Annotated in this window: 20 protein-coding genes; 9 read left to right on the top strand and 11 right to left on the bottom strand. The window is 46.1% G+C overall.

Annotation, left to right across the window (positions count from 1 at the left end; translation table 11 throughout):
* Positions 1-102: 102 nt before the first annotated feature.
* A complete protein-coding gene (locus VCHENC03_RS04570; protein ID WP_005436654.1) occupies positions 103-1,107 on the top strand; it encodes an FAD:protein FMN transferase in 1,005 nt (334 codons plus the stop codon).
* A 22-nt stretch (positions 1,108-1,129) separates the two neighbouring features.
* Positions 1,130-1,363, top strand: coding sequence for a (Na+)-NQR maturation NqrM (nqrM, locus tag VCHENC03_RS04575; protein WP_005436655.1), 234 nt, complete (start codon positions 1,130-1,132; stop codon positions 1,361-1,363).
* A 72-nt stretch (positions 1,364-1,435) separates the two neighbouring features.
* Here the strand turns inward: nqrM and VCHENC03_RS04580 are convergent, their stop codons facing one another.
* Positions 1,436-2,650, bottom strand: coding sequence for a diguanylate cyclase (locus VCHENC03_RS04580; protein ID WP_009707441.1), 1,215 nt, complete (start codon positions 2,648-2,650; stop codon positions 1,436-1,438).
* Positions 2,651-2,820: 170 nt separating this feature from the next.
* On the opposite strand from VCHENC03_RS04580, the gene dinB reads away from it, so the two are divergent.
* A complete protein-coding gene (gene dinB, locus VCHENC03_RS04585) occupies positions 2,821-3,885 on the top strand; it encodes a DNA polymerase IV (RefSeq protein WP_032803015.1) in 1,065 nt (354 codons plus the stop codon).
* Here dinB and VCHENC03_RS04590 read toward each other — a convergent pair.
* Positions 3,882-5,807: a RecQ family ATP-dependent DNA helicase gene (locus VCHENC03_RS04590; RefSeq protein WP_009707439.1), complete on the bottom strand. Its 1,926-nt coding sequence runs from the start codon at positions 5,805-5,807 to the stop codon at positions 3,882-3,884. The two genes, dinB and VCHENC03_RS04590, sit on opposite strands and share 4 nt — an antisense overlap.
* 76 nt (positions 5,808-5,883) lie before the next feature.
* On the opposite strand from VCHENC03_RS04590, the gene VCHENC03_RS04595 reads away from it, so the two are divergent.
* Positions 5,884-6,363: a GreA/GreB family elongation factor gene (locus tag VCHENC03_RS04595; RefSeq protein WP_005436729.1), complete on the top strand. Its 480-nt coding sequence runs from the start codon at positions 5,884-5,886 to the stop codon at positions 6,361-6,363.
* Between the two features lie 59 nt (positions 6,364-6,422).
* On the top strand, positions 6,423-7,166 hold the full coding sequence (locus tag VCHENC03_RS04600) for a YggN family protein (protein WP_009707438.1): 744 nt from the start codon (positions 6,423-6,425) through the stop codon (positions 7,164-7,166).
* 77 nt (positions 7,167-7,243) lie between these two features.
* On the opposite strand, the gene VCHENC03_RS04605 is transcribed toward VCHENC03_RS04600, so the two are convergent.
* Positions 7,244-9,784 carry an Ig-like domain-containing protein gene (locus VCHENC03_RS04605; RefSeq protein WP_009707437.1) on the bottom strand — a complete coding sequence of 847 codons (2,541 nt, stop codon included), beginning with the start codon at positions 9,782-9,784 and terminating at the stop codon, positions 7,244-7,246.
* A 370-nt stretch (positions 9,785-10,154) separates the two neighbouring features.
* Between VCHENC03_RS04605 and VCHENC03_RS04610 the strand changes: the two genes are divergently transcribed.
* Positions 10,155-11,519, top strand: a complete 1,365-nt coding sequence (locus VCHENC03_RS04610) for a sodium-dependent transporter (RefSeq protein ID WP_005436738.1) — start codon at positions 10,155-10,157, stop codon at positions 11,517-11,519.
* Positions 11,520-11,612: 93 nt separating this feature from the next.
* Here VCHENC03_RS04610 and VCHENC03_RS04615 read toward each other — a convergent pair whose 3' ends face one another.
* The 5 genes from VCHENC03_RS04615 to tsaA form a co-directional block, all read right to left on the bottom strand.
* Entirely contained in the window at positions 11,613-11,804 is a 192-nt protein-coding gene (locus VCHENC03_RS04615) for a DUF4250 domain-containing protein (RefSeq protein WP_009707436.1), read from the bottom strand.
* Positions 11,804-12,010 carry a YaeP family protein gene (locus VCHENC03_RS04620; RefSeq protein WP_005529380.1) on the bottom strand — a complete coding sequence of 69 codons (207 nt, stop codon included), beginning with the start codon at positions 12,008-12,010 and terminating at the stop codon, positions 11,804-11,806. Before VCHENC03_RS04620 ends, VCHENC03_RS04615 begins: the two co-directional genes overlap by 1 nt.
* A 113-nt stretch (positions 12,011-12,123) precedes the next feature.
* On the bottom strand, positions 12,124-12,792 hold the full coding sequence (locus tag VCHENC03_RS04625) for a tellurite resistance TerB family protein (RefSeq protein WP_009707435.1): 669 nt from the start codon (positions 12,790-12,792) through the stop codon (positions 12,124-12,126).
* 173 nt (positions 12,793-12,965) lie between these two features.
* Complete coding sequence (locus tag VCHENC03_RS04630) at positions 12,966-14,681, bottom strand: proline--tRNA ligase (protein WP_009707434.1); 1,716 nt, start codon at positions 14,679-14,681, stop codon at positions 12,966-12,968.
* 111 nt (positions 14,682-14,792) lie between these two features.
* Positions 14,793-15,488 carry a tRNA (N6-threonylcarbamoyladenosine(37)-N6)-methyltransferase TrmO gene (gene tsaA / locus VCHENC03_RS04635; RefSeq protein WP_009707433.1) on the bottom strand — a complete coding sequence of 232 codons (696 nt, stop codon included), beginning with the start codon at positions 15,486-15,488 and terminating at the stop codon, positions 14,793-14,795.
* Between the two features lie 125 nt (positions 15,489-15,613).
* Here tsaA and VCHENC03_RS04640 point away from each other — a divergent pair, with 125 nt between their 5' ends.
* The 3 genes from VCHENC03_RS04640 (at position 15,614) to VCHENC03_RS04645 (ending at position 17,818) form a co-directional block, all read left to right on the top strand.
* Positions 15,614-15,874, top strand: a complete 261-nt coding sequence (locus VCHENC03_RS04640) for a type B 50S ribosomal protein L31 (RefSeq protein WP_009707432.1) — start codon at positions 15,614-15,616, stop codon at positions 15,872-15,874.
* A 3-nt stretch (positions 15,875-15,877) separates the two neighbouring features.
* Positions 15,878-16,003, top strand: a complete 126-nt coding sequence (gene ykgO, locus VCHENC03_RS27090) for a type B 50S ribosomal protein L36 (protein WP_009847431.1) — start codon at positions 15,878-15,880, stop codon at positions 16,001-16,003.
* Positions 16,004-16,231: 228 nt separating this feature from the next.
* Positions 16,232-17,818 (top strand): AbgT family transporter, encoded by a 1,587-nt coding sequence (locus VCHENC03_RS04645; RefSeq protein WP_009707431.1) that lies wholly within the window; start codon positions 16,232-16,234, stop codon positions 17,816-17,818.
* A 52-nt stretch (positions 17,819-17,870) separates the two neighbouring features.
* Here the strand turns inward: VCHENC03_RS04645 and VCHENC03_RS04650 are convergent, their stop codons facing one another.
* The 3 genes from VCHENC03_RS04650 to VCHENC03_RS04660 all read right to left on the bottom strand — a co-directional run bounded on the left by VCHENC03_RS04650 (position 17,871) and on the right by VCHENC03_RS04660 (position 19,425).
* A complete protein-coding gene (locus VCHENC03_RS04650) occupies positions 17,871-18,596 on the bottom strand; it encodes a MipA/OmpV family protein (RefSeq protein WP_009707430.1) in 726 nt (241 codons plus the stop codon).
* 95 nt (positions 18,597-18,691) lie between these two features.
* The gene (locus VCHENC03_RS04655; protein WP_005436748.1) at positions 18,692-19,135 is read right to left on the bottom strand and encodes a YaiI/YqxD family protein; all 444 of its coding nucleotides are present in this window, start codon (positions 19,133-19,135) and stop codon (positions 18,692-18,694) included.
* Positions 19,132-19,425, bottom strand: a complete 294-nt coding sequence (locus tag VCHENC03_RS04660) for a hypothetical protein (RefSeq protein ID WP_009707429.1) — start codon at positions 19,423-19,425, stop codon at positions 19,132-19,134. Before VCHENC03_RS04660 ends, VCHENC03_RS04655 begins: the two co-directional genes overlap by 4 nt.
* Positions 19,426-19,716 lie beyond the last annotated feature (291 nt).

Below are 19,716 nucleotides of genomic sequence, written 5' to 3'. Positions count from 1 at the left end.
TTTGTAGAAAACAAGACGATATTCAACAGTTGATATAGGAAATCGGTTTGTCTCAAGAGAACCCATTTTCCATATCAATTTAACGACAATAGGAGTAAACAAGTGAAAAAGTGGCTTGTTGCATTCGCTTCTCTATTGGTTTTGGCTGGCTGTGAAAAGTCTGCGGATCAAATTCATCTAAGTGGCCCAACCATGGGCACAACTTACAACATCAAATACATTCAGCAGGATGGCCTACCATCGCCTGAAGCGCTTCAGACAGAAATCGATCGTCTACTTGAAGAAGTGAACGATCAAATGTCGACGTACCGTGAAGATTCAGAGCTTAGCCGTTTTAATCAACACACAACGAGTGAGCCATTCGAGGTATCCCCACAAACTGCAACAGTAGTGAAAGAAGCGATTCGTCTAAACGGTCTTACTTTAGGTGCACTAGACGTCACTGTTGGTCCTTTGGTTAACCTTTGGGGCTTTGGACCTGAAGCGCGTCCAGATGTGGTTCCGACAGACGAAGAGCTAGCGGCTCGCAAAGCGAATACAGGTATCCATCATCTTTCTATTGAAGGCAATAAAATGTCTAAAGACATTCCGAACCTTTACGTTGATCTATCAACTATCGCAAAAGGTTGGGGTGTTGATGTAGTTGCGGATTACCTACAATCTGAAGGTATTCACAACTACATGGTAGAAGTTGGTGGTGAAATGCGTTTGAAAGGCATTAACCGTGAAGGTGTGCCGTGGCGTATTGCAATTGAAAAGCCAACCGTTGATGAGCGCTCAATTCAAGAAATTATTGAGCCGGGTGATATGGCAATTGCAACAAGCGGTGACTATCGTAATTACTTTGAGAGCAATGGTGTGCGATACTCTCACATCATTAACCCGCAAACAGGCAAACCAATCCATCATAAAGTGGTGTCTGTAACGGTACTGGATAAATCGTCGATGACGGCTGATGGTCTTGCAACTGGCCTAATGGTGCTAGGTGAAGACAAAGGCATGGAAATCGCGAACGAGAATAACATTCCTGTTTTCATGGTTGTGAAAACGGATGATGGTTTTAAAGAGCTGGCTTCGGAAGCATACAAGCCGTTCATGAAGAAATAACAACAGAAGTGAGCATGTCCTTATGAGTACATTTCTAATTACTTTTGCTGTCTTTGTTGCGGTGATTGCAGCGATGGCAGTAGGTTACATCTTCCAAAAGAAGGTTGTAAAAGGTAGCTGTGGTGGCCTTGGTGCAGTAGGCATCGAGAAAGTATGTAACTGCCCAGAACCATGTGATGCACGTAAAAAGCGTGAAGCCCGTGAAGCTGCGCGTGCTGAGAAGCTCGCAGCATGGGAAAAAGATCGCATTGCTTAATCGGCGATAACCAAAATAGAAAACCCAGCCTTGTCGCTGGGTTTTGTTTTTTTGTCATCGAGAAACAGGGCGCTATTGGTAGACAATCTGGTTTCGACCACTTTCTTTCGCTTGATATAAACGGTCATCGGCCACTTTTATCTGTTGGTCTAGATTACCCTGTATATTTGACACGCCAATACTGATGGTTACTTGAATGTCTTCTTCCTGATACGGAATAGGGGTTTTCTCTACCCTTTGACGCATTTGTTCTAAACGAGTGACGAAATCATCATAGCTCCCACAGGCTTGAATACAGAATTCTTCTCCACCAAAGCGAGCGATGACGTCTTCAGGGAAGTAAATCTTTAGGATATTCGCTACCATCACCAGTGCAGCATCACCGCCATCATGCCCGTAGTTATCGTTCACTTTCTTGAAAAAGTCGATATCCAACATCGCGATATTACGTTTTTCGCAGCCGCTACATGCTTGCCCAAACAAGAAACGTCTATTCCACAAGCCTGTGAGAGCATCTTGGTTTGCCATTCTAAATAGCTCAGTGGTTGCTTCTTTCATGTCTAAGATTTGATGAACGCGGCAAAAGAATTCTTCTTGATTGAAAGGTTTATATAGAAAGTCATTCGCACCCGCCTTAAGAAAACGTGCGGTCATGGTGTGATCGTCGCTTCCTGAGATGCCCAGTATGGCAAGTTGGTTCTTATCCAATTTCTGGCGCAACTCGCGGATCATGGTAATACCATCTTTTACTGGCATATCGTGGTCAGTCAGTACCAAGGTGATATCAGGGTTTTGCTCGATCAACTCGATGGCTTGTTGACCATTTTCAGCTTGTAACGTTTGGATGTACTGGTGCTCTAACAATTGAATAACGTGACGACGAACCGTCATCGAATCGTCAACGACTAAGCACTTGTGTCGCTGATTATTGGTCAATCGTTTGATCAGTGGAAGGAGGTAAGAGACGGAGGCCATACTGTCTTTCAGAATGTAGTCCAACACGCCTTTCGCCAGCATTTTTTCACGAACATCATCTTGAAACATTGCCGTAAGCACGATGACTTTTTGTTGATGAGCTAAAGAAAGGTCGATGATTTCGCCTTCTTGGGCGTCAGGTAAGCAGTAATCTAATACCGCACACAACAGCTCTGGTTTAGCCGCTAAAATGGATTGAGCGTCCGCATAGCTCTCTGCAGCAAGTACCTCATAACCAGCCTGAGTTAAGATCTGTACGAGATAGTTTCTAAAGGCGCGACTGTCTTCGACGACCAGTATTTTATTACTCAAAGAAGTGTCCCTACTTTTTTAGTGTTATTTGAATCAATAATAACGAAATATGAATACATCGCTATTAAAAACTCCGACAAAAATTTCCAATATTGACTCCAGATAACAGTATTTCCAATACGTATATTTGCAGCTATACTGTGTTTTTGAACAGTGTATTTGTGTAGAGCGTGATTGAGCGAGTAAGAAAAATTATTCACGTGGATATGGATTGTTTCTATGCGGCGGTAGAAATGCGAGACAATCCAAATTACCGTGGTATTGCGCTTGCAGTAGGTGGCCATGAGAAGCAGAGAGGTGTCATCAGCACGTGTAATTATGAAGCACGTAAGTTTGGTGTACGCAGTGCAATGCCAACCGCAAGAGCATTACAACTATGTCCGAACCTCCTCGTCGTTCCGGGGCGCATGCACGTGTATAAACAAGTTTCTCAGCAGATTCGCGCCATTTTTGAACGATATACATCGCTGATTGAACCGCTTTCTCTTGATGAGGCTTATCTCGATGTCACCGACTCTACGGTATGTCGTGGTTCCGCGACCTTGATTGCGGAGTCGATTCGCAATGATATCCGGAATGAGCTGGGAATTACTGCGTCTGCAGGCATTGCTCCGATTAAATTTCTTGCCAAAGTCGCTTCAGACATGAACAAACCCAATGGTCAGTTTGTGATTCCTCCCGATAAAGTCCAAGAGGTGGTTGATAAACTGCCTTTGGAAAAGATCCCAGGTGTTGGCAAAGTGAGTTTAGAAAAGCTCCATCAGGCTGGCTTCTATCTATGTGAAGACATAAAAAACAGTGATTACCGTGAACTATTGCGTCAGTTCGGCCGTCAAGGCGCTTCGCTTTGGAAACGCAGCCATGGTATTGATGATCGTGAAGTGGTGGTGGAACGTGAGCGCAAATCGGTTGGAGTAGAGCGAACCTTTAGCGAAAACATTTCGACTTACGACGAATGTTGGAAGGTGATTGAGGATAAGCTGTACCCTGAACTGGAGAGACGCTTAGAGAAAGCCAGCCCAGATAAATCGATCATCAAGCAGGGAATTAAGCTCAAGTTCGCTGACTTTCAACTCACAACGATTGAGCACATTCACCCTCAACTTGAGCTCGAAGATTTCAAAGTTCTGTTAAGAGACATTCTTAAGCGCCAAAACGGTCGAGAGATACGCTTGTTAGGCTTGAGTGTGATGCTCAAGCCTGAAGAGCAAGCACGGCAATTGAGTTTCTTCTAAGCTCGCGCTAACTCAACTTGCTTGAGCACGTGTTCAAAGGAGATATTCGCCATTGAACCATAGCCCCGAAGTTTACTGGCTTTGAGTTGAGTGATGATTGGCGTGCTAATGCCACATAGGAATCGAGCTACGGCGGCATTACTGATCGCCGTTGGTGAAAGCTGAACAAACTCATCAACCCAAGCGGACAAATGTGCCAGTTCAGGCTGCTCTTGTTGTGGCTGAGGGAACGATGCGACTTGTCCACGACATACTGAGCAGTGACCACATTGCGTCGGTGCATTGTGATCAGCAAAGTAATGCGCTAATTGATAGCTCAAGCAGTCCGATGATTGGAACAGATTCAACATCGTATGAATTCGTTCAATGTCTTTTTGCTCTTTGGATTGGAACAGTTCAACCAAATGTTGAGAGGTCGCTTCTTGGTTTTGAGTCGCAGGGAGAACCGAATACACATCCGTGAGCTGTTTACTTTCTAATTCAATCCAACCGTTTTGGTGGAAGTAATCAAGCGCCGCAACCACACGGCTGCGCTCAGATTGATAGTTCATCCACAACGCTTCTAAATCCACTTGGCACCATACTTTCGCTTTGGTCGAGCAAGCAAAAATAGCTTCAATAAACTGGCGTCGTTCGCCTTGGAACTGATTGAGGATGAAAGACCGGTCTTGCAGGAACTTGAAGCGATATTCGGCGAAATAACTGTATTTGGCTTCAATCACTTTTGCCAACTCTAGATAAACCAACAAGGTCTTCAGCGGCAGTTGGCGAATGTTGCTGTCGCGAGATAAGCGCAGCGCCATCACTTCCCACTGAGGCGTGTTCTCGCGAATTTGTTCCAGTACATAATTGATTGAGCTTGGCTCAGGCGTGTCGCCGTAAACAAAGTTCTCTAATACCGTTAAGCCAGAGGTATTACCAAGAAGAATACACTCCGAACGTTGCCCATCACGTCCCGCTCGGCCAATTTCTTGTGCGTAGTTTTCGATAGATTTCGGTAAATCGAAGTGAATCACACGGCGAATATCGGATTTATCTACACCCATACCAAAGGCGATTGTGGCGACAATGCAGTCGATTTGCGAGTCCATGAATTGCTGTTGGATCTTCTCACGAATGTCACTCTTCATTCCCGCGTGATAAGCGTGAGCATTGATACCTAAACGAATCAGTGAGTTAGCAACTTGCTCTGCAGTTTGCTGTTGAGTCACGTACACGATGCTTGGCAGTTTTGGTGCAGCAGCAATAATGTCGCTCAATTGAGTTAGCTTGTTTTCTTCTTCACATGGAAGTACCGAAATATCAAGATTAGAGCGATAGAAACCGGTAACGGTAATGTTCTCGCCAGCGATATCAAACTTACTTTGCATGTCCTCGATGACTGCTGGCGTAGCGGTTGCAGTCAGCAAGAGTGTTTGAGGGATATTCAGTTCGCGCTGGTATTGCGGCAGTTTAAGGTAGTCAGGACGGAAGTTATGACCCCACTCCGAGATACAGTGCGCTTCGTCGACCACCATGAGAGAAAGTGGAATTTGACGAATGAACTCGCGAAAACGTTCGTTCTTGAGTCGCTCTACCGAGATCATCAAAATCTTGATATGCCCATTTTTCACGCCAGCCATCACCTGCTGGGTTTCTTCACGGCTTTGGCTACTGTCGATAGATGCCGCAGCAATGCCTCTGCCTTGTAAGAAACTAAGTTGGTCTTTCATCAGCGCAAGAAGCGGTGAAATCACCAAAGTCAGGTGTGGTAACTGAGTAGCAGGAAGCTGGTAGCAAAGCGATTTCCCTGAGCCAGTTGGGAAGATGGCAGCGGCTGAGTGTCCGTTCATTACAGCTTCAATCACCGGTTGTTGGCCGGGTCTTAATGAGTCAAACCCAAACACGGATTGAAGCGTTTGCTGAAGCGAGTCACTTTGCATAATAGGGAAACCTTGGTTTGATGATAAACTGGGTTACATTAACACATCCTGAGTGCCAAACGCGCGCCCTAAAAGTATGAACAAAGTCGATTTAGTCCAAATAATCATTCAACAACTCGAAGATAAACTGCAAGTTGCTCATGCCTCGACTCAAAGAGCGATTGATGCCGCAACGGATGAAGAAACCGTGCCTGAGCATAAGTACGACACGCTAGCTTTAGAGGCATCTTACCTCGCGCACGGGCAAGCGATGCGCGTGCAAGAGAGTGAAGAAGAGCTTCGCCAGTACCGCACTCTTGTGCTGCGTGATTTTGTCGATGCTCGTATCGCGGTTGGTGCTTATGTGGAATTAGTGGACGAGAACGATGTTGAAAAAGCCTTCTTTATCGGCCCTTGCTCTGGCGGGCTGACTGTCGAATGGCAAGGCAAAGAGGTGTTTGTTCTTACGCCGAAATCCCCCCTTGGTCGTGCTTTGATGGGCAAAGAAGAAGGGGAGGAAGTGGAGATGAAAATTGGCGATAAAACAACTTGTTATGAAGTCGTGACGATTTGCTGACATCCCACCCATAGGTGGCTGTTATAGTTAAACAGAATAACCATGAAAAAGAGAAAGTAATGAAGAAACTGCTCACGCTCTCCTTGTTGACTATCAGTGCCAGTGGCTACGCAGCTCAGTGTCGCGTTGATATTAACAACGAAGTTCGTATGGATGGTCAGAATTTAGAAATCGTACATGCCAATGGTGAAAAAGCGGTCGTCGATGAAGACAATAACTTGTTCATCAAAGGTGAAATGATCGAGCTAGACGATGATCAAAAAGCGGCAATTGAAAGTTACCGCGAGAAGATGAATGCTTATATTCCGCAAGCGAAACAGCTCGCGAGTGATGGCTTAGCCCTAGCAAATGACATCATCGATGATATCGCAGTAAGCCTTGATGCGCCTGATTCGTTTGATAACGTTAAGGTTGCGGTAAAGGATTTCTTTGCCGATGTAGAAGCCCGTTACTACAAAGACGGTGATTTTATTCTACCTGCTGACAGTTTTGACTCGATGACAGAATCATGGTCAAAAGACTTCGAAAAGGCACAAGAAATCTTTAACAAAGAATTCCTAACCAGCGCATTTGACGCTTTGTCTGCCAAGATGAAAGAAGACGGTGGTTTGAACTTAACTGCGCTGTCTGAAAGCATGACGGAACTGCAAGCCAAGGTACAAGAACGCTTAGCTGAGCATTCGAAAGACGTCGAAAAACAAGCGGAAGATTTGTGTGAATCATTGGATGATATGGCAGGTGAAGAACAAGATCTGCTGAAGAAGATCCCAGCATTAAAAGATTACCAAGTCTTCACGATCTAATTCGCGAAACACAAATAACAAAGAGCGCCTGTTATCGGCGCTCTTTTTACATGGGTACTATTCAGTATCTATTCGAGTTATTCCGCATTCATCTGAGTTAGCTTATCGCCTACTGGTTTCGAGAAGTTGAAGCCATCATGCTCATCCCAGTTGATTGACCATGTCATCACGCCAGCGTAGTTCGGGTAGTTAAACGCTGGTTTCACTGTGCCACATGAAGTGCCTTTAGTCAGACAGTCTAGCGCGTCTAGAATGTTCTGTGTTGGCGCCTGACCTGAGTTAGCTGAGCTTGGACCTGATGGCAAGCCAATCGCCACTTGGTCATCACGTAGTGGTTCAAACATGGTACCGTCGGCCAATTCAAAACCTTCAATCAACATCTTAGATTGTGCCACCATCATATCCACAGAACCTTCTGGTGCGGAACCAGACATGTATGGGTTTGGCAGGCCGCCGTTGTTGTATAGCTGAACGTGTAGAAGGTCGAGCGTGCTGCGTGTCTCGTTAATCACAGGAATGTACGCGCCCCAAATTCCGCTATAAGCAATGTAACCACCTTGTACGTAAGGGTGCTCAGGTGCCATGGTTAGGTACATATCGCCGCCCATGTTCTGCTCGATTTGCAACAAAGCACCACCTAAACGTGCTTGAATTTGCGAACCATGCAGCAGGTTAGAGCCACTTTCTAGATCCACATCCAAACCATCGAAGCCCCATTCGGCAATCAATGCGGTCAAGCTCGACACGAAGTTTGCTTCATCTTGGTCTGTGTTTAGCGTGATTGTGCCTTCTGCGCCTCCAAGAGACAGAACGAACTTCTTACCTTTAGCTTGCAGTGCGGCCATGTCTTGCTTGAATTGAGTTGGGTCTAGCGCTGGACAATCACTGTAGATGTCACCAGAGTACAGGTTGAAGTGCACGGTACCATCGCTGTTACGGTCGTTTTCTGCAAAGGCAATATCGATCACATCCCATGCATCAGACATATCAGCGAGGCGAATAGGGCAGCCTGCACCGTTTACGAAGTTGTGCCAGTAACCAATCAGCTTATGACGTTTCTCCGTTTGTTCAACAACGGTAATCGATGCCGCATCAGAAAGCGTGGTTGTACCTGCAAGGTCGGTGGCTTGGGCGCTTACCGTAAAGCTACCAATCGCGGCAGGTGTCCAGTTCGCCGAGTAAGGTGCCGTCGTGTCGGTTGCGACAATTGCACCGTTCACCATAAAGTCGACGTGTTTCACGCCAGAGGTTAGTGAGGTTGCATCCGCGCTGAGAACGAGATTTTTACCTAAACCGACGGTTTGACCTGCACTCGGCGACGTCAATGAAATCACCAAATCTTGGTCACTCACAGTCACATTAACGACAGACTCGGACGTATTGTTATCGTTGTCTGTGGCAACGGCTTTCAGTTGATTCGCGCCAACTAGCGTTGCATTCCAAAGAACGGAATATGGTGCTTGAGCAACCACACCTAAACTGGTGCCATTGGCGAAGAACTCTACTTGAGTCACACTACCGTCTGCATCACTGGCATCCGCCGAGACTTCAACGCTGTCACCTGCGAGCAAGACTTGTCCTTCGTTTGGTGCGGTGATAGCGACTTGAGGCGGTGTCGAACAGGCACCTAACCCAGTCCATGCATCCTGCCAGTACAAACCTTCACCCGGCTCATAAGCCCAGGCTGCATCAGAAGAACACCAACCTGCCACATCACAGCGGTATTTCTGGTTGAGATTAGAGACGAGTGTACCTGCTTCATAGCGGTTACCAGCTACATAAGGTACAGCATCTGCACAGCCACCAGAGCTGGAATCGCTGACGACGAGCGAGACTTCTTGGCTAATGGTCGATAGATTCGAATCGTCGGTCGCCTGTGCTTTAAAGGTGTGAGTTCCAACTGCTGCAGTCCAGATGTATTCATATGGAGCCGCAGTATCGACAGCAACGGATTGGTTGTTTACGAAGAACTCAACTCGGGTGACTAAACCATCGCTGTCTGCTGCATCGGCCGTTACCGGAATAGTGTCACCCACACTTGGTGTTTCTGTACCCGTTGGGCTCGTTAGAGAAACGGTTGGAGGTGGTAGTTCGGTTTGCGGTTGAACGAAGATAGACACATTGGTTGTGGTTACCGCGCCTTCGTTGTCGGTGGCGATCGCCGTTAACTGAGAGACACCCTCAACTGCTGTCCAGTCAGCTTGGAAAGGGGCTTGGGTAACAACAGCAACGGTCTGGTTACTAGCAAGAAATTCGACTTGAGCCACTTGGCCGTCTTCGTCAGCGGCGTTTGCTAACAAAGTGATTACGCTGCCTTCAGGGATCTGAGCGTTATCTGCAGGAGAGGAGAAAGACACCGTTGGAGGGAGGTTTGTACCGCCACCATCACATTGACCAAGACCTTTCCACGCTTCCCATGGGCCTGAGTTGTTTACCGGATCATTACCTTGTGTCCAGTAAGCAGCCTCATACGCAGCGCCCTTGGTTTGCACTTGATCGCCAGAGTTATAGACGGTTGTGCTATCCCACGTTGATAAGTTTTGGCAGTTGTAGGCTTGAGCTTGATAGCTGACACTAAGAGCGGCTATCACTGCACCATGCAGTAGAGTGAACTTCATTTTTCTCTCCTTGAGTTACTCGATATTCATAAGAACATGAACAGATATAGTTAGATAACTAGTTGATAAATAGACCTCAGGAGAGAAATTCGAAGCGTTATGTTTCACTTTTCAACACGAAATCACGTTGAACTATTCGTACTTTACAACTCGGCTCATTATTTTTCGGCTCACTTCACGCTGATTTATAAATTCATCAAAAAGACAAAAAACGATACTTGGCGAATATGAGATGTACGTGGAAATTTACAAACTGAATGTCTGCTAATTGATCTGATTGTCGAGTAATTAACCTAATGACTCTTGTTGAGTAGAAGATATTGCTATAGTGTACTAGTCAGCTAGTTCATTGATATTTTGTGTGAGTGGTATGACACAACAAACTTCTTCTCAGCCTCGTGAGCATTTTGGCTCACGCCTTGGATTCATCTTAGCGGCAGCAGGTGCTGCAGTGGGTCTAGGTAACATTTGGGGCTTTCCAACTCAAGCAGCAAGCAACGGCGGCGGCGCCTTCTTGTTGGTGTACTTGGTGATGATTCTTATCGTTGCATTCCCAATGCTGGTGGTTGAAATGGCGATCGGTCGTCATGGTCAAGCAAATCCAGTAGACAGCATGCGTTCTCTAACAGACAACCCTGTGGGCAAGAAGCTTGGCGGCCTAGTTGGTTGGATTGGTCTGAGTGTGCCAAGTGCGGTTTTAGCGTTTTACTCGATTGTAGGCGGCTGGTTGATCTGCTTTATGTTGGGCGCAGTGACTGACATCATGGGCATGGAAGCGGCGACACAATGGTTGAAAGGCTTCAGTGTTGAGCGCAACTTGTTCGGTACGATTACATTTTATGTATTAACCATTTTGATCGTACAAGGCGGCGTAAAACAGGGCATTGAAAAGTGGTCTACGCGTCTAATGCCAGCACTGTTTGTTCTGTTCGGTTTGCTGTTCATTTACATCATGACGCAAAACGGTGCGATGGAAGGTTTGAAGCACTACCTAGTGCCTGATTTCGAGAAAGTATGGGATCGCAAACTTATCCTTGCCGCAATGGGCCAAGGCTTCTTCTCTCTGACCATCGGTGGCTGTTCGATGCTTATCTATGGCTCTTATCTAAGTAAGAAAGAGAACTTGCCGAAGATGGCGATGAACGTGACTATGGTCGATACCGCAGTCGCCTTTATTGCTGGTCTAGTGGTAATGCCTGCAATGTTCGTTGCGATGCAAAAAGGTGTTCAAATCTATGCAGAAGATGGTTCGCTGTTAAGTTCAGATACACTGGTATTTACAGTTCTACCGCTGATGTTTGATAGCTTAGGTTTGCTTGGTCAACTATTCTCAATCGTGTTCTTCTTATTACTGACGATTGCGGCACTGACATCATCTATCTCGATGCTTGAGTGCCCGGTTGCACTGGTGGGTGAGCGATTCAACACGAAACGCAGCACGACAAGCTGGGTATTGGGTGGCCTGATTGCGCTGTTCAGTGTGGTTATCGTATTTAACTTCGGCGCACTGTTTGGCATGGTTGCGACCATCGCAACGCAATATCTACAACCTATGGCGGCGCTATTGTTCTGTCTATTTGGTGGTTGGGTATGGAATCGTCACTCAAAAATCAAAGAGCTTGAGCAAGGTTGTCCTGAGTTCACTCAAGGTTGGTTCGGTAAGTTGTGGCCAGCATACGTGAAGTTTGTTTGTCCGATTTTGGTAGCGACCGTTATTTGGGCTTCGTTCGGCTAATCGACTTACACAAAGCATAAAAGAAAAGGGCTTGATGAATGCATCAAGCCCTTTTTTCTATTCGATGTTTACGTTGTCCGTCGCGATGGGCGGTTAACGGAACTGACCTGCTTCAGGCAGAAAGTCAAAACCCGCCGTTGCCAGTTTTGCTTCAAGTGCTGCGCGGTCGATATCAAAGAATGCAACCAGCTTATCCAGATCACCACCGAAGTCGTCACGTAGCTTCATGTTGACGATGCTCATCAGCATGATTGGATCCATGGATTCGAAGTTCGCTAGATTCATTACTTATCCTCGAAATCAGAGATCAGTAGGTTTGCCGCAGCAAACGCCGCTTTTTCACGCACGTCTTTTGGTAGAGACTCGTCTGCCGCAACGTCATTCAGTGCTCTTACTGCACATGAGATTGCTTGAGGCACGTATGCTTGATCGCCACTACCGATTTGAGCGTAAAGCTCACGAACTAATTCACAACAGCCGTATACTTGCATGGCTAAATCCTTAATAAATGATAACTGCTCTCAAATATACACATAGCCGTTTTGAAACTCAAAGCAGAGAATTGTTTTGGCTCAAGTTAACAAGCAACTTGAGCAAACATTCATCACTGCAACTGTGCTTCCAATTGATGCGTCACTTCTGGAGCAAGGTTGAGCTGCTTAGCAAGTTCCTGCAAATACGCTTTTTCCATAAAGTTTTGCTCATCGGCCACAATCAGTGATGCCAGATATATTTCTGAAGCCTGTTGTGGAGAGGTCGCCAAGCGTGCAATTTCCGCCGGATCGAGAGGCTTGTGTAGCTCTTGATGAACCAACTGTCTTACATGATCATCTGCGCCCATTTCTGTCAGTGCTTGCTCGATGCGAGCCATTTCTTCTTCATCGACATGGCCATCGGCTTTTGCTGCACCAATCATGGCTTTAAGGATCAGTTTTGCATGTTTGTTGTCATCAGGATCGAAGCTTTCGTTGATACCTTGTGTATCCTGTTTTGCTTGCCAATCGTTATAGACTTTGTAAGCCAAAGCACCTAATGCTGCTGCGCCACCGACTTTGAGTGCGCCTGTACCGACTTTCTTGGCCATCTTTTTGCTCTTCTTAGAGCCCATTAGCACGCCGATAAGGCCGCCACCAATCGCACCTGCGCCAAGCGTTTTTAGCTGGCTAGAACTTGATGATGATTTGATATTGCTCGTTTGTTTACTGAGCGCATCGCTACCTTGTTTAAGTAGGTCTGATTTGAGTGCTTGGTTAAGAAGACTTTTTAGATCCATGAGTAACCTCCTTACTAGATTGAATCCAGTGTAAGGTGATAAATCTGAACCAAAGATTAACAACGCAAATATTAGAGAGGGTCTACACACTTAGAAAATCAGATGTAAAAAAGGGCTGACCGAAGCCAACCCTTTTCATCGCTATATATTCAGCACAGTGTGCTTAGTGCAGCTTATTGTAGTTGAGCTTTAACGTGCTCAACGATGTTTGCCATTGCAACGGCTGTCTTCTCACCAGAGCGGCGGTTCTTGTACTCGAAGTTGCCTTCTTTCATTGAACGATCACCGATCACGATAGTGTGAGGAATACCGATAAGTTCCATATCAGAGAACATTACGCCTGGGCGCTCTTTACGGTCATCGAATAGTACTTCGATACCCATAGCCGTCAGTTCAGCGTACAGCTTCTCAGCTGCTTCTTTTACTTCTTCAGACTTGTGCATGTTCATAGGAACGATAGCCACTTGGAAAGGCGCTAAAGCGTCTGGCCAAATGATGCCGTATTTGTCGTGGTTTTGCTCGATTGCAGAAGCAACAACACGTGAAACACCGATACCGTAACAACCCATTTCTAGGATTACGTTCTTACCGTCAGGACCAAGAACACCACAGTTCATCGCTTCTGAGTAAACGTTACCTAGTTGGAAGATGTGACCAACTTCGATACCACGTTTAAGCATTAGCGTACCTTGACCACATGGGCTTGGATCGCCTTCTACTACGTTACGTAGATCTTCAACTTGGCCTAGTTCAACGTCACGACCCCAGTTGATACCGAAGTAGTGTTTACCGTCGATGTTTGCGCCCGCACCGAAGTCGCTCATTACAGCAACAGAGCGGTCAACGATGAATGGAAGTTCAAGACCAACAGGGCCTAGAGAACCAGCGCCAGCGCCGATAAGTGCACGCATTTCCTCTTCTGTTGCCATCTCTAGTGGAGAAGCAACTTGAGGTAGGTTTTCTGCTTTCACTTCGTTTAGCTCGTGGTCACCACGAACGATAAGAGCGATGATGTCAGCATCTACTTCATCAGACGCTTTAACGAATAGAGTTTTTACTGTCTTCTCGATTGCTAGACCGTGTTGCTCTACAAGCTCCGCGATTGTTTTCGCGTTTGGCGTATCAACCAGCGTCATCTCTTGAGTTGGTTCAGCGCGTTCACCTACAGGTGCTGCCGCCTCTGCTTTTTCGATGTTCGCTGCGTAATCAGACTCAGTAGAGAATGCGATTAGGTCTTCGCCGCTTTCAGCAAGTACGTGGAACTCTTGAGAACCACTACCACCGATAGCGCCAGAGTCAGCAAGTACTGGACGGTACTCAAGGCCCATGCGATCAAATGCTTTACAGTAAGCATCGTGCATCGCTTGGTAAGATTTCTCTAGACCTTCTTTGTCGATGTCGAAGCTGTATGCATCCATCATGCAGAATTCACGTGCACGCATTACGCCGAAACGTGGGCGGCGCTCATCACGGAATTTAGTCTGGATTTGGTACAGGTTTAGCGGAAGCTGTTTGTAAGAGCTCACTTCGTTACGCACAAGGCTAGTGATCACTTCTTCAGCTGTAGGGCTAAGAACAAACGGACGAGTATGACGGTCAGTAAAGCGAAGTAGCTCAGGACCCATCTTCTCAGAACGACCTGTCTCTTCCCATAGTTCAAACGGCTGAACAACGGGCATCAAAGTTTCGACTGCACCTGCATTGTCGATTTCTTGACGAACGATGTTTTCGACTTTACGCAGCACACGTAGACCAGTAGGCAGCCAGGTGTAAAGACCTGAAGCCAGCTTACGGATCATACCCGCGCGTAGCATGAGCTGGTGGCTCACTACTTCTGCGTCGTTTGGAGTCTCCTTCAGAGTAGAAAGAAGATAATTACTGGTACGCATTAAATTTATCCGTTTATTAAAGTTAGATACTCAAGCCAGAATAGACAGGAGTATGAAGGTCCCACAAGGGGAAAATTGTTAGCCGCTTATAATATCAGCCAAATGCCTTTGTCAAAAGCTTTCAATCGCAGTAACTGTTATTAAGTTATCGCTAACCGTGAACTTAACGTTCAGATCGAACAAATTTACCGCATATTCCTTATTGTCAGGCTTGTTTTTCTTGTAAGCCGGACGAGGATCTTGCGCCAGAACCTGCTCGATCACCGTTTTGACATACTCAGTATCGTCACGCTTTTCGAGTGCTGCCAGTGCCGCTGAAGAGAAGTCGACCTGTGATTTTTCAGGTTCGTCTTCCGCATAGCCACCTTGTGCCTCTGCAATAGAATCTGAGTAGGGGATGTATGGCTTGATATCAACAATTGGCGTGCCATCGACCAAGTCTACGTTACCAAGATCCAAATAGATCTGATCGCCTTCCTTGCTGATACCTTTAACTTCTACCGCCGACATGCCAATGCCGTTAGGGCGAAAAGTCGAACGTGAAGCAAACACACCAATACGCTCATTGCCGCCCAAACGAGGTGGGCGCACCGTTGGTTTCCATCCGGCTTCTAAATTCTGATCAAACAAAAACAACAACCAAACATGAGAAAACTGCTCCAATCCGCGCACGGCTTCTGGACTATTTGCTGCGCCTTGAAGTTTGACGCGTGAGCGCGCGGCTGGCACCAATCGAGGTTGGCGAGGGACAGCAAATTTCTCTTTGTATGGGCTTTGAATAACACCAATAGGCTCAATGGAATACATGGATACGTTGTCTTATGCATGGGAGATGGAAGCTAAAGTACCACAAAATTCCGCTTGCTTTTTTGTTGATAATGATTCTTAATTGCGTTGTTATAACATAACAATTAATCGAAAGGACAATTAATATGAAACCAGGTATCCACCCAGAATACCGCCCCGTGGTATTTCACGACACAAGCGTAGATGAGTACTTTGTTGTGGGGTCGACACTACACACTGATCGCACTATCGAATGGAAAGATGGCAAAACTTATCCATATTTCACTCTCGATGTATCATCCGCTTCTCATCCGTTTTACACCGGTAAGCAACGTGTGGTTCAAGCGGAAGGTCGTATTGCGAACTTTAATCGTCGCTTTGGTCAATTTAATAAAGATAAGGACTAAGAGATGAAAGTTGTTAAATCATTAAAGAGTGCAAAAAGCCGACACCCTGATTGCCAAATCGTAAAAAGAAGAGGACGTTTATACGTCATTTGCAAGTCGAACCCGCGCTTCAAGGCGGTTCAAAAATAACCATAAATATCGTAATAATTTATGGGATGTAGTTACTTATAATTCTGATTTATGATCTATATGTGGGTGATATAACTATATTTTTATCGATAATAGGTCATAAATCCGTCTTTAAGTTACATTCTGTAACGTTTTGAACTTTCACTTAACCCTTGTGTCGAGTACCCTGCGCAAGCTTTATGACATTTTTGTCACAAATGCGCAGGAATAAATACAAGGAGGGAACAGATGAGTTCATCTGCTTCAATGAAACAAAACTCGCCAAAGAAGCCACTATTCACGCGCTTCTTAGATACAGTTGAATATTTGGGGAACCTTTTACCCCACCCAATCACACTTTTCGCCATTTTCTGTCTTGCAATCCTAGTGATGTCCGGTATCGCGGGCTACTTTGAAGTCGCAGTCATGGATCCTCGCCCAGAAGGCGCACCGGGTCGTGCAGCGGACGGTATGATTCAAGTAATCAGTCTGCTCAATGCTGACGGCTTAGAACTGATTGTTACTAACCTAGTGAAAAACTTTGTTGGCTTCGCACCGTTAGGTACGGTTTTGGTTGCGATGCTTGGTGTTGCCATTGCAGAACATTCTGGACTACTTTCTGCTGCAATGCGTGGCCTAGTAATGGGCGCTTCTCAGCGCATGGTTACCGTTACTGTTGTTTTCGCAGGTATCATTTCAAACACGGCTTCTGAGCTTGGCTACGTGGTATTGATCCCACTAGCTGCAATGCTGTTCCACTCATTAGGTCGTCACCCACTTGCTGGTCTAGCAGCCGCATTTGCTGGTGTATCTGGTGGTTACTCAGCAAACCTACTGATTGGTACGGTTGACCCACTGCTTTCAGGTATCACTGAAACAGCAGCACAGATGATTGACCCAACTTACACGGTAGGCCCAGAAGTAAACTGGTACTTCATGTTTGTTTCTACCTTCTTTATCGCGATTACCGGTGCATTTGTAACGGAGAAAATCGTTGAGCCGAAACTTGGTAAATACAACGATGAAGAAGCAGCGGAAGATCTGTCTCAAGACAAGATGGGTACACTGACTGACGTAGAGAAGAAAGGTCTTAAACTGGCGGGTATCGCTGTTCTAGCAGTATCGGCGCTACTGGCATGGACTATCGTTCCTGCTGATGGTGTTCTGCGTTCTGATGCTGGCACGGTCGCGGGCTCTCCATTCCTGAAGAGTATCGTAGCGTTCATCTTTGTGTTCTTCGCGATTCCTGGTTTTGTGTACGGCCGAGTGGTTGGCACAATGAAAAACGATCGTGACGTGATTGACGCAATGTCGAAGTCAATGTCTTCGATGGGTATGTACATTGTATTGGTATTCTTCGCCGCTCAGTTTGTTGCTTTCTTCAAGTGGACTAACTTTGGTCAAGTATTCGCAGTCGCGGGTGCAGACTTCCTACAAAGCATCGGTCTAACTGGCCCAATGTTGTTCTTCGCATTCATCCTAATGTGTGGCTTCATTAACCTTATGATCGGCTCTGCATCGGCACAGTGGGCTGTAACAGCACCTATCTTCGTTCCTATGTTAATGCTTGTAGGGTACGCGCCAGAAACGATTCAGGCGGCTTACCGTATCGGTGACTCAACAACGAACATCATCACTCCAATGATGAGCTACTTCGGTCTTATCCTTGCAGTAGCAACACGTTACATGAAGAACCTAGGTATCGGTACGTTGATTGCGACCATGCTGCCATACTCAATCTGCTTTATCGTAGGTTGGAGTGTGTTGTTCTACCTATGGGTATTCGTATTCGGTCTACCAGTAGGTCCTGGTGCGGCAACGTACTACACGCCTTAATTGGCAACCTCACTCAGCTCTCAAAGCCTGCGTTTATCGCAGGCTTTTTTGTTTAAAGTCCAGCGAAGCGATAAGTTAGGCCGACTTCAAACGACCATCCCACATCACGCTGAATTAAAGGGCTGTCGCTATCGTGATGCACAAACTCAGCTTTAGAAATGCCAATCCAAGATGGTGTGAACTCATACAAACCGATAATTCCCGCTTGATAAACAAAAGTAGAATCGGCTTTGAACTTGTTTAACCCAGATGCAGCGGCCTCTTGTGCAGAGACACTGTAAAGGTGGTGAGAGAGTTTTTTGTCACGATAATCGACTTCAAGATATGGAGTCAGGGTAAAAGGTGGCAACCAAGTTTCTAACGTCCGACCGAGATGCAGTTGTACTTCATAGCCATTGTGTTCTGAAGTGACATCATGCAAATAAGTCAATCTCGCGCCAACCGTTCCTAAGGTAATACCAAGCTCACCGTTACCATCGCGGTCGTTGATGCCATTTGGTAATTCGGCAAAGGTGTCGGAGACTTCTGCAAAACGCCAATTGGCCGATATGCCCACGTAGGGTAACGCTTGCCAGTTGGCTAAGCTGCCATCGATAAAACCTATCGGGCCTGAATAAAACAGATTCGGTGTTGCGCCAAGCTGAGGGGTGTCTTTGACGGAAAACACGCTTTCGCCATAGGTGACACTGCCGCCAACAATGCCAAAAGACTCATTGTTAGCCAATGAAAGAGGGCTCGATAAAAGCAAAGTGAGAGAAAAGGCAATCCGTGACTTCATAAATAAAACTCCGTTCTTGTTCTAACAACAAAGAACGGAGTTTTGTTATTCCTATTTCATCAACGAATGAATTTCGTGCGGGGGATGAGGCGTAATCAACGCTTGGCAAGGATTCTATCGAGGTGGTTAGCGAACTCTCTGCGTTCTGTTTGAGACAAAGCCGCAGGGCCGCCAGTCTGAATGCCACTTGAGCGCATGGTGTCCATGAAATCACGGATATTCAAGCGCGCTTTGATGGTGTCTTTGGTGTATAACTCGCCTCGTGAGCTCAGTGCTTGAGCACCTTTGCTGATCACTTCGTCTGCCAATGGGATATCAGAGGTGATCACTAAGTCATTGGCTTCGACACGACGAACAATTTCATTGTCGGCAATATCAAAGCCAGCAGGGACTTGTAAAGAGTGGATATTGGCACGTTTTGGTACAGGGACCACATGGTTGGCTACAAATGTACATTCAACGCCTGTGCGCTCAGCGGCGCGTACAATCGTCTCTCTGATTACTTTCGGACAAGCATCCGCATCTACCCACAGCTTCATGATGTTTTCTCATTGAGTTTTGCTTCCAGTTCCTCTACTCGAGCAACCAACTTCGCCACGGTATTCTCCAGCGCAACAATACGATCTTCTTCTTTCGGAGTTTGCACCGCTACTTCCACTTTAGGGATACGGTTTGCGCTCTTCCAACTTTTGATGGTTGCGATTAATGCAGGCATCGGTACGGGCGTTTTCATTCGTGCTTTTACCAGTGCCACAGTGGGCTCTTTGCCTTGCTGCTGCAGCTGTTCCATCACGGCTTCCAGCTCTTTAGTGACGTCTTGAGTTAACATAATTTGTCCCTACTAAAATGACTTCTATCATCATACTTTGCGCGGTTGATTTTAGCGAATAGCAATTTCGGCAGTGCCTTGTGCGAGATCTCTCACACGGGTTGTGAGAGAAAACGATTTCGTCATCAGCTAAACAGAACGTTTTGTCTATAAGTATATGAAAAATATCATTTTAACATGCTGTTAACTAAGTTTTTCAACAAAAGATTTTCTTGGGTAGATTGTGATTTAAAGGGAAAAGCGTAAATTAAACCTTGTCGGCAGGAAGCAGACATGGAACAGGAAAGCACC

Origin of the sequence: Vibrio sp. HENC-03, from assembly GCF_000305755.2 — a bacterium.
Taxonomy (GTDB): domain Bacteria; phylum Pseudomonadota; class Gammaproteobacteria; order Enterobacterales; family Vibrionaceae; genus Vibrio; species Vibrio owensii.
The sequence above is the reverse complement of the archived record's forward strand: the minus strand, read 5'-3'. Positions and strand labels throughout refer to the sequence as shown.

Coding starts and splice junctions, on each gene's coding strand:
- nqrM (WP_005436655.1), top strand. CDS start 1,130: ATGAGTACATTTCTAATTACTTTTGCTGTCTTTGTTGCGGTGATTGCA.
- VCHENC03_RS04590 (WP_009707439.1), bottom strand. CDS start 5,807: ATGCAAAGTGACTCGCTTCAGCAAACGCTTCAATCCGTGTTTGGGTTT.
- VCHENC03_RS04595 (WP_005436729.1), top strand. CDS start 5,884: ATGAACAAAGTCGATTTAGTCCAAATAATCATTCAACAACTCGAAGAT.
- VCHENC03_RS04600 (WP_009707438.1), top strand. CDS start 6,423: ATGAAGAAACTGCTCACGCTCTCCTTGTTGACTATCAGTGCCAGTGGC.
- VCHENC03_RS04605 (WP_009707437.1), bottom strand. CDS start 9,784: ATGAAGTTCACTCTACTGCATGGTGCAGTGATAGCCGCTCTTAGTGTC.
- VCHENC03_RS04610 (WP_005436738.1), top strand. CDS start 10,155: ATGACACAACAAACTTCTTCTCAGCCTCGTGAGCATTTTGGCTCACGC.
- VCHENC03_RS04615 (WP_009707436.1), bottom strand. CDS start 11,804: ATGAATCTAGCGAACTTCGAATCCATGGATCCAATCATGCTGATGAGC.
- VCHENC03_RS04620 (WP_005529380.1), bottom strand. CDS start 12,010: ATGCAAGTATACGGCTGTTGTGAATTAGTTCGTGAGCTTTACGCTCAA.
- VCHENC03_RS04625 (WP_009707435.1), bottom strand. CDS start 12,792: ATGGATCTAAAAAGTCTTCTTAACCAAGCACTCAAATCAGACCTACTT.
- VCHENC03_RS04630 (WP_009707434.1), bottom strand. CDS start 14,681: ATGCGTACCAGTAATTATCTTCTTTCTACTCTGAAGGAGACTCCAAAC.
- tsaA (WP_009707433.1), bottom strand. CDS start 15,488: ATGTATTCCATTGAGCCTATTGGTGTTATTCAAAGCCCATACAAAGAG.
- VCHENC03_RS04640 (WP_009707432.1), top strand. CDS start 15,614: ATGAAACCAGGTATCCACCCAGAATACCGCCCCGTGGTATTTCACGAC.
- ykgO (WP_009847431.1), top strand. CDS start 15,878: ATGAAAGTTGTTAAATCATTAAAGAGTGCAAAAAGCCGACACCCTGAT.
- VCHENC03_RS04645 (WP_009707431.1), top strand. CDS start 16,232: ATGAGTTCATCTGCTTCAATGAAACAAAACTCGCCAAAGAAGCCACTA.
- VCHENC03_RS04650 (WP_009707430.1), bottom strand. CDS start 18,596: ATGAAGTCACGGATTGCCTTTTCTCTCACTTTGCTTTTATCGAGCCCT.
- VCHENC03_RS04655 (WP_005436748.1), bottom strand. CDS start 19,135: ATGAAGCTGTGGGTAGATGCGGATGCTTGTCCGAAAGTAATCAGAGAG.
- VCHENC03_RS04660 (WP_009707429.1), bottom strand. CDS start 19,425: ATGTTAACTCAAGACGTCACTAAAGAGCTGGAAGCCGTGATGGAACAG.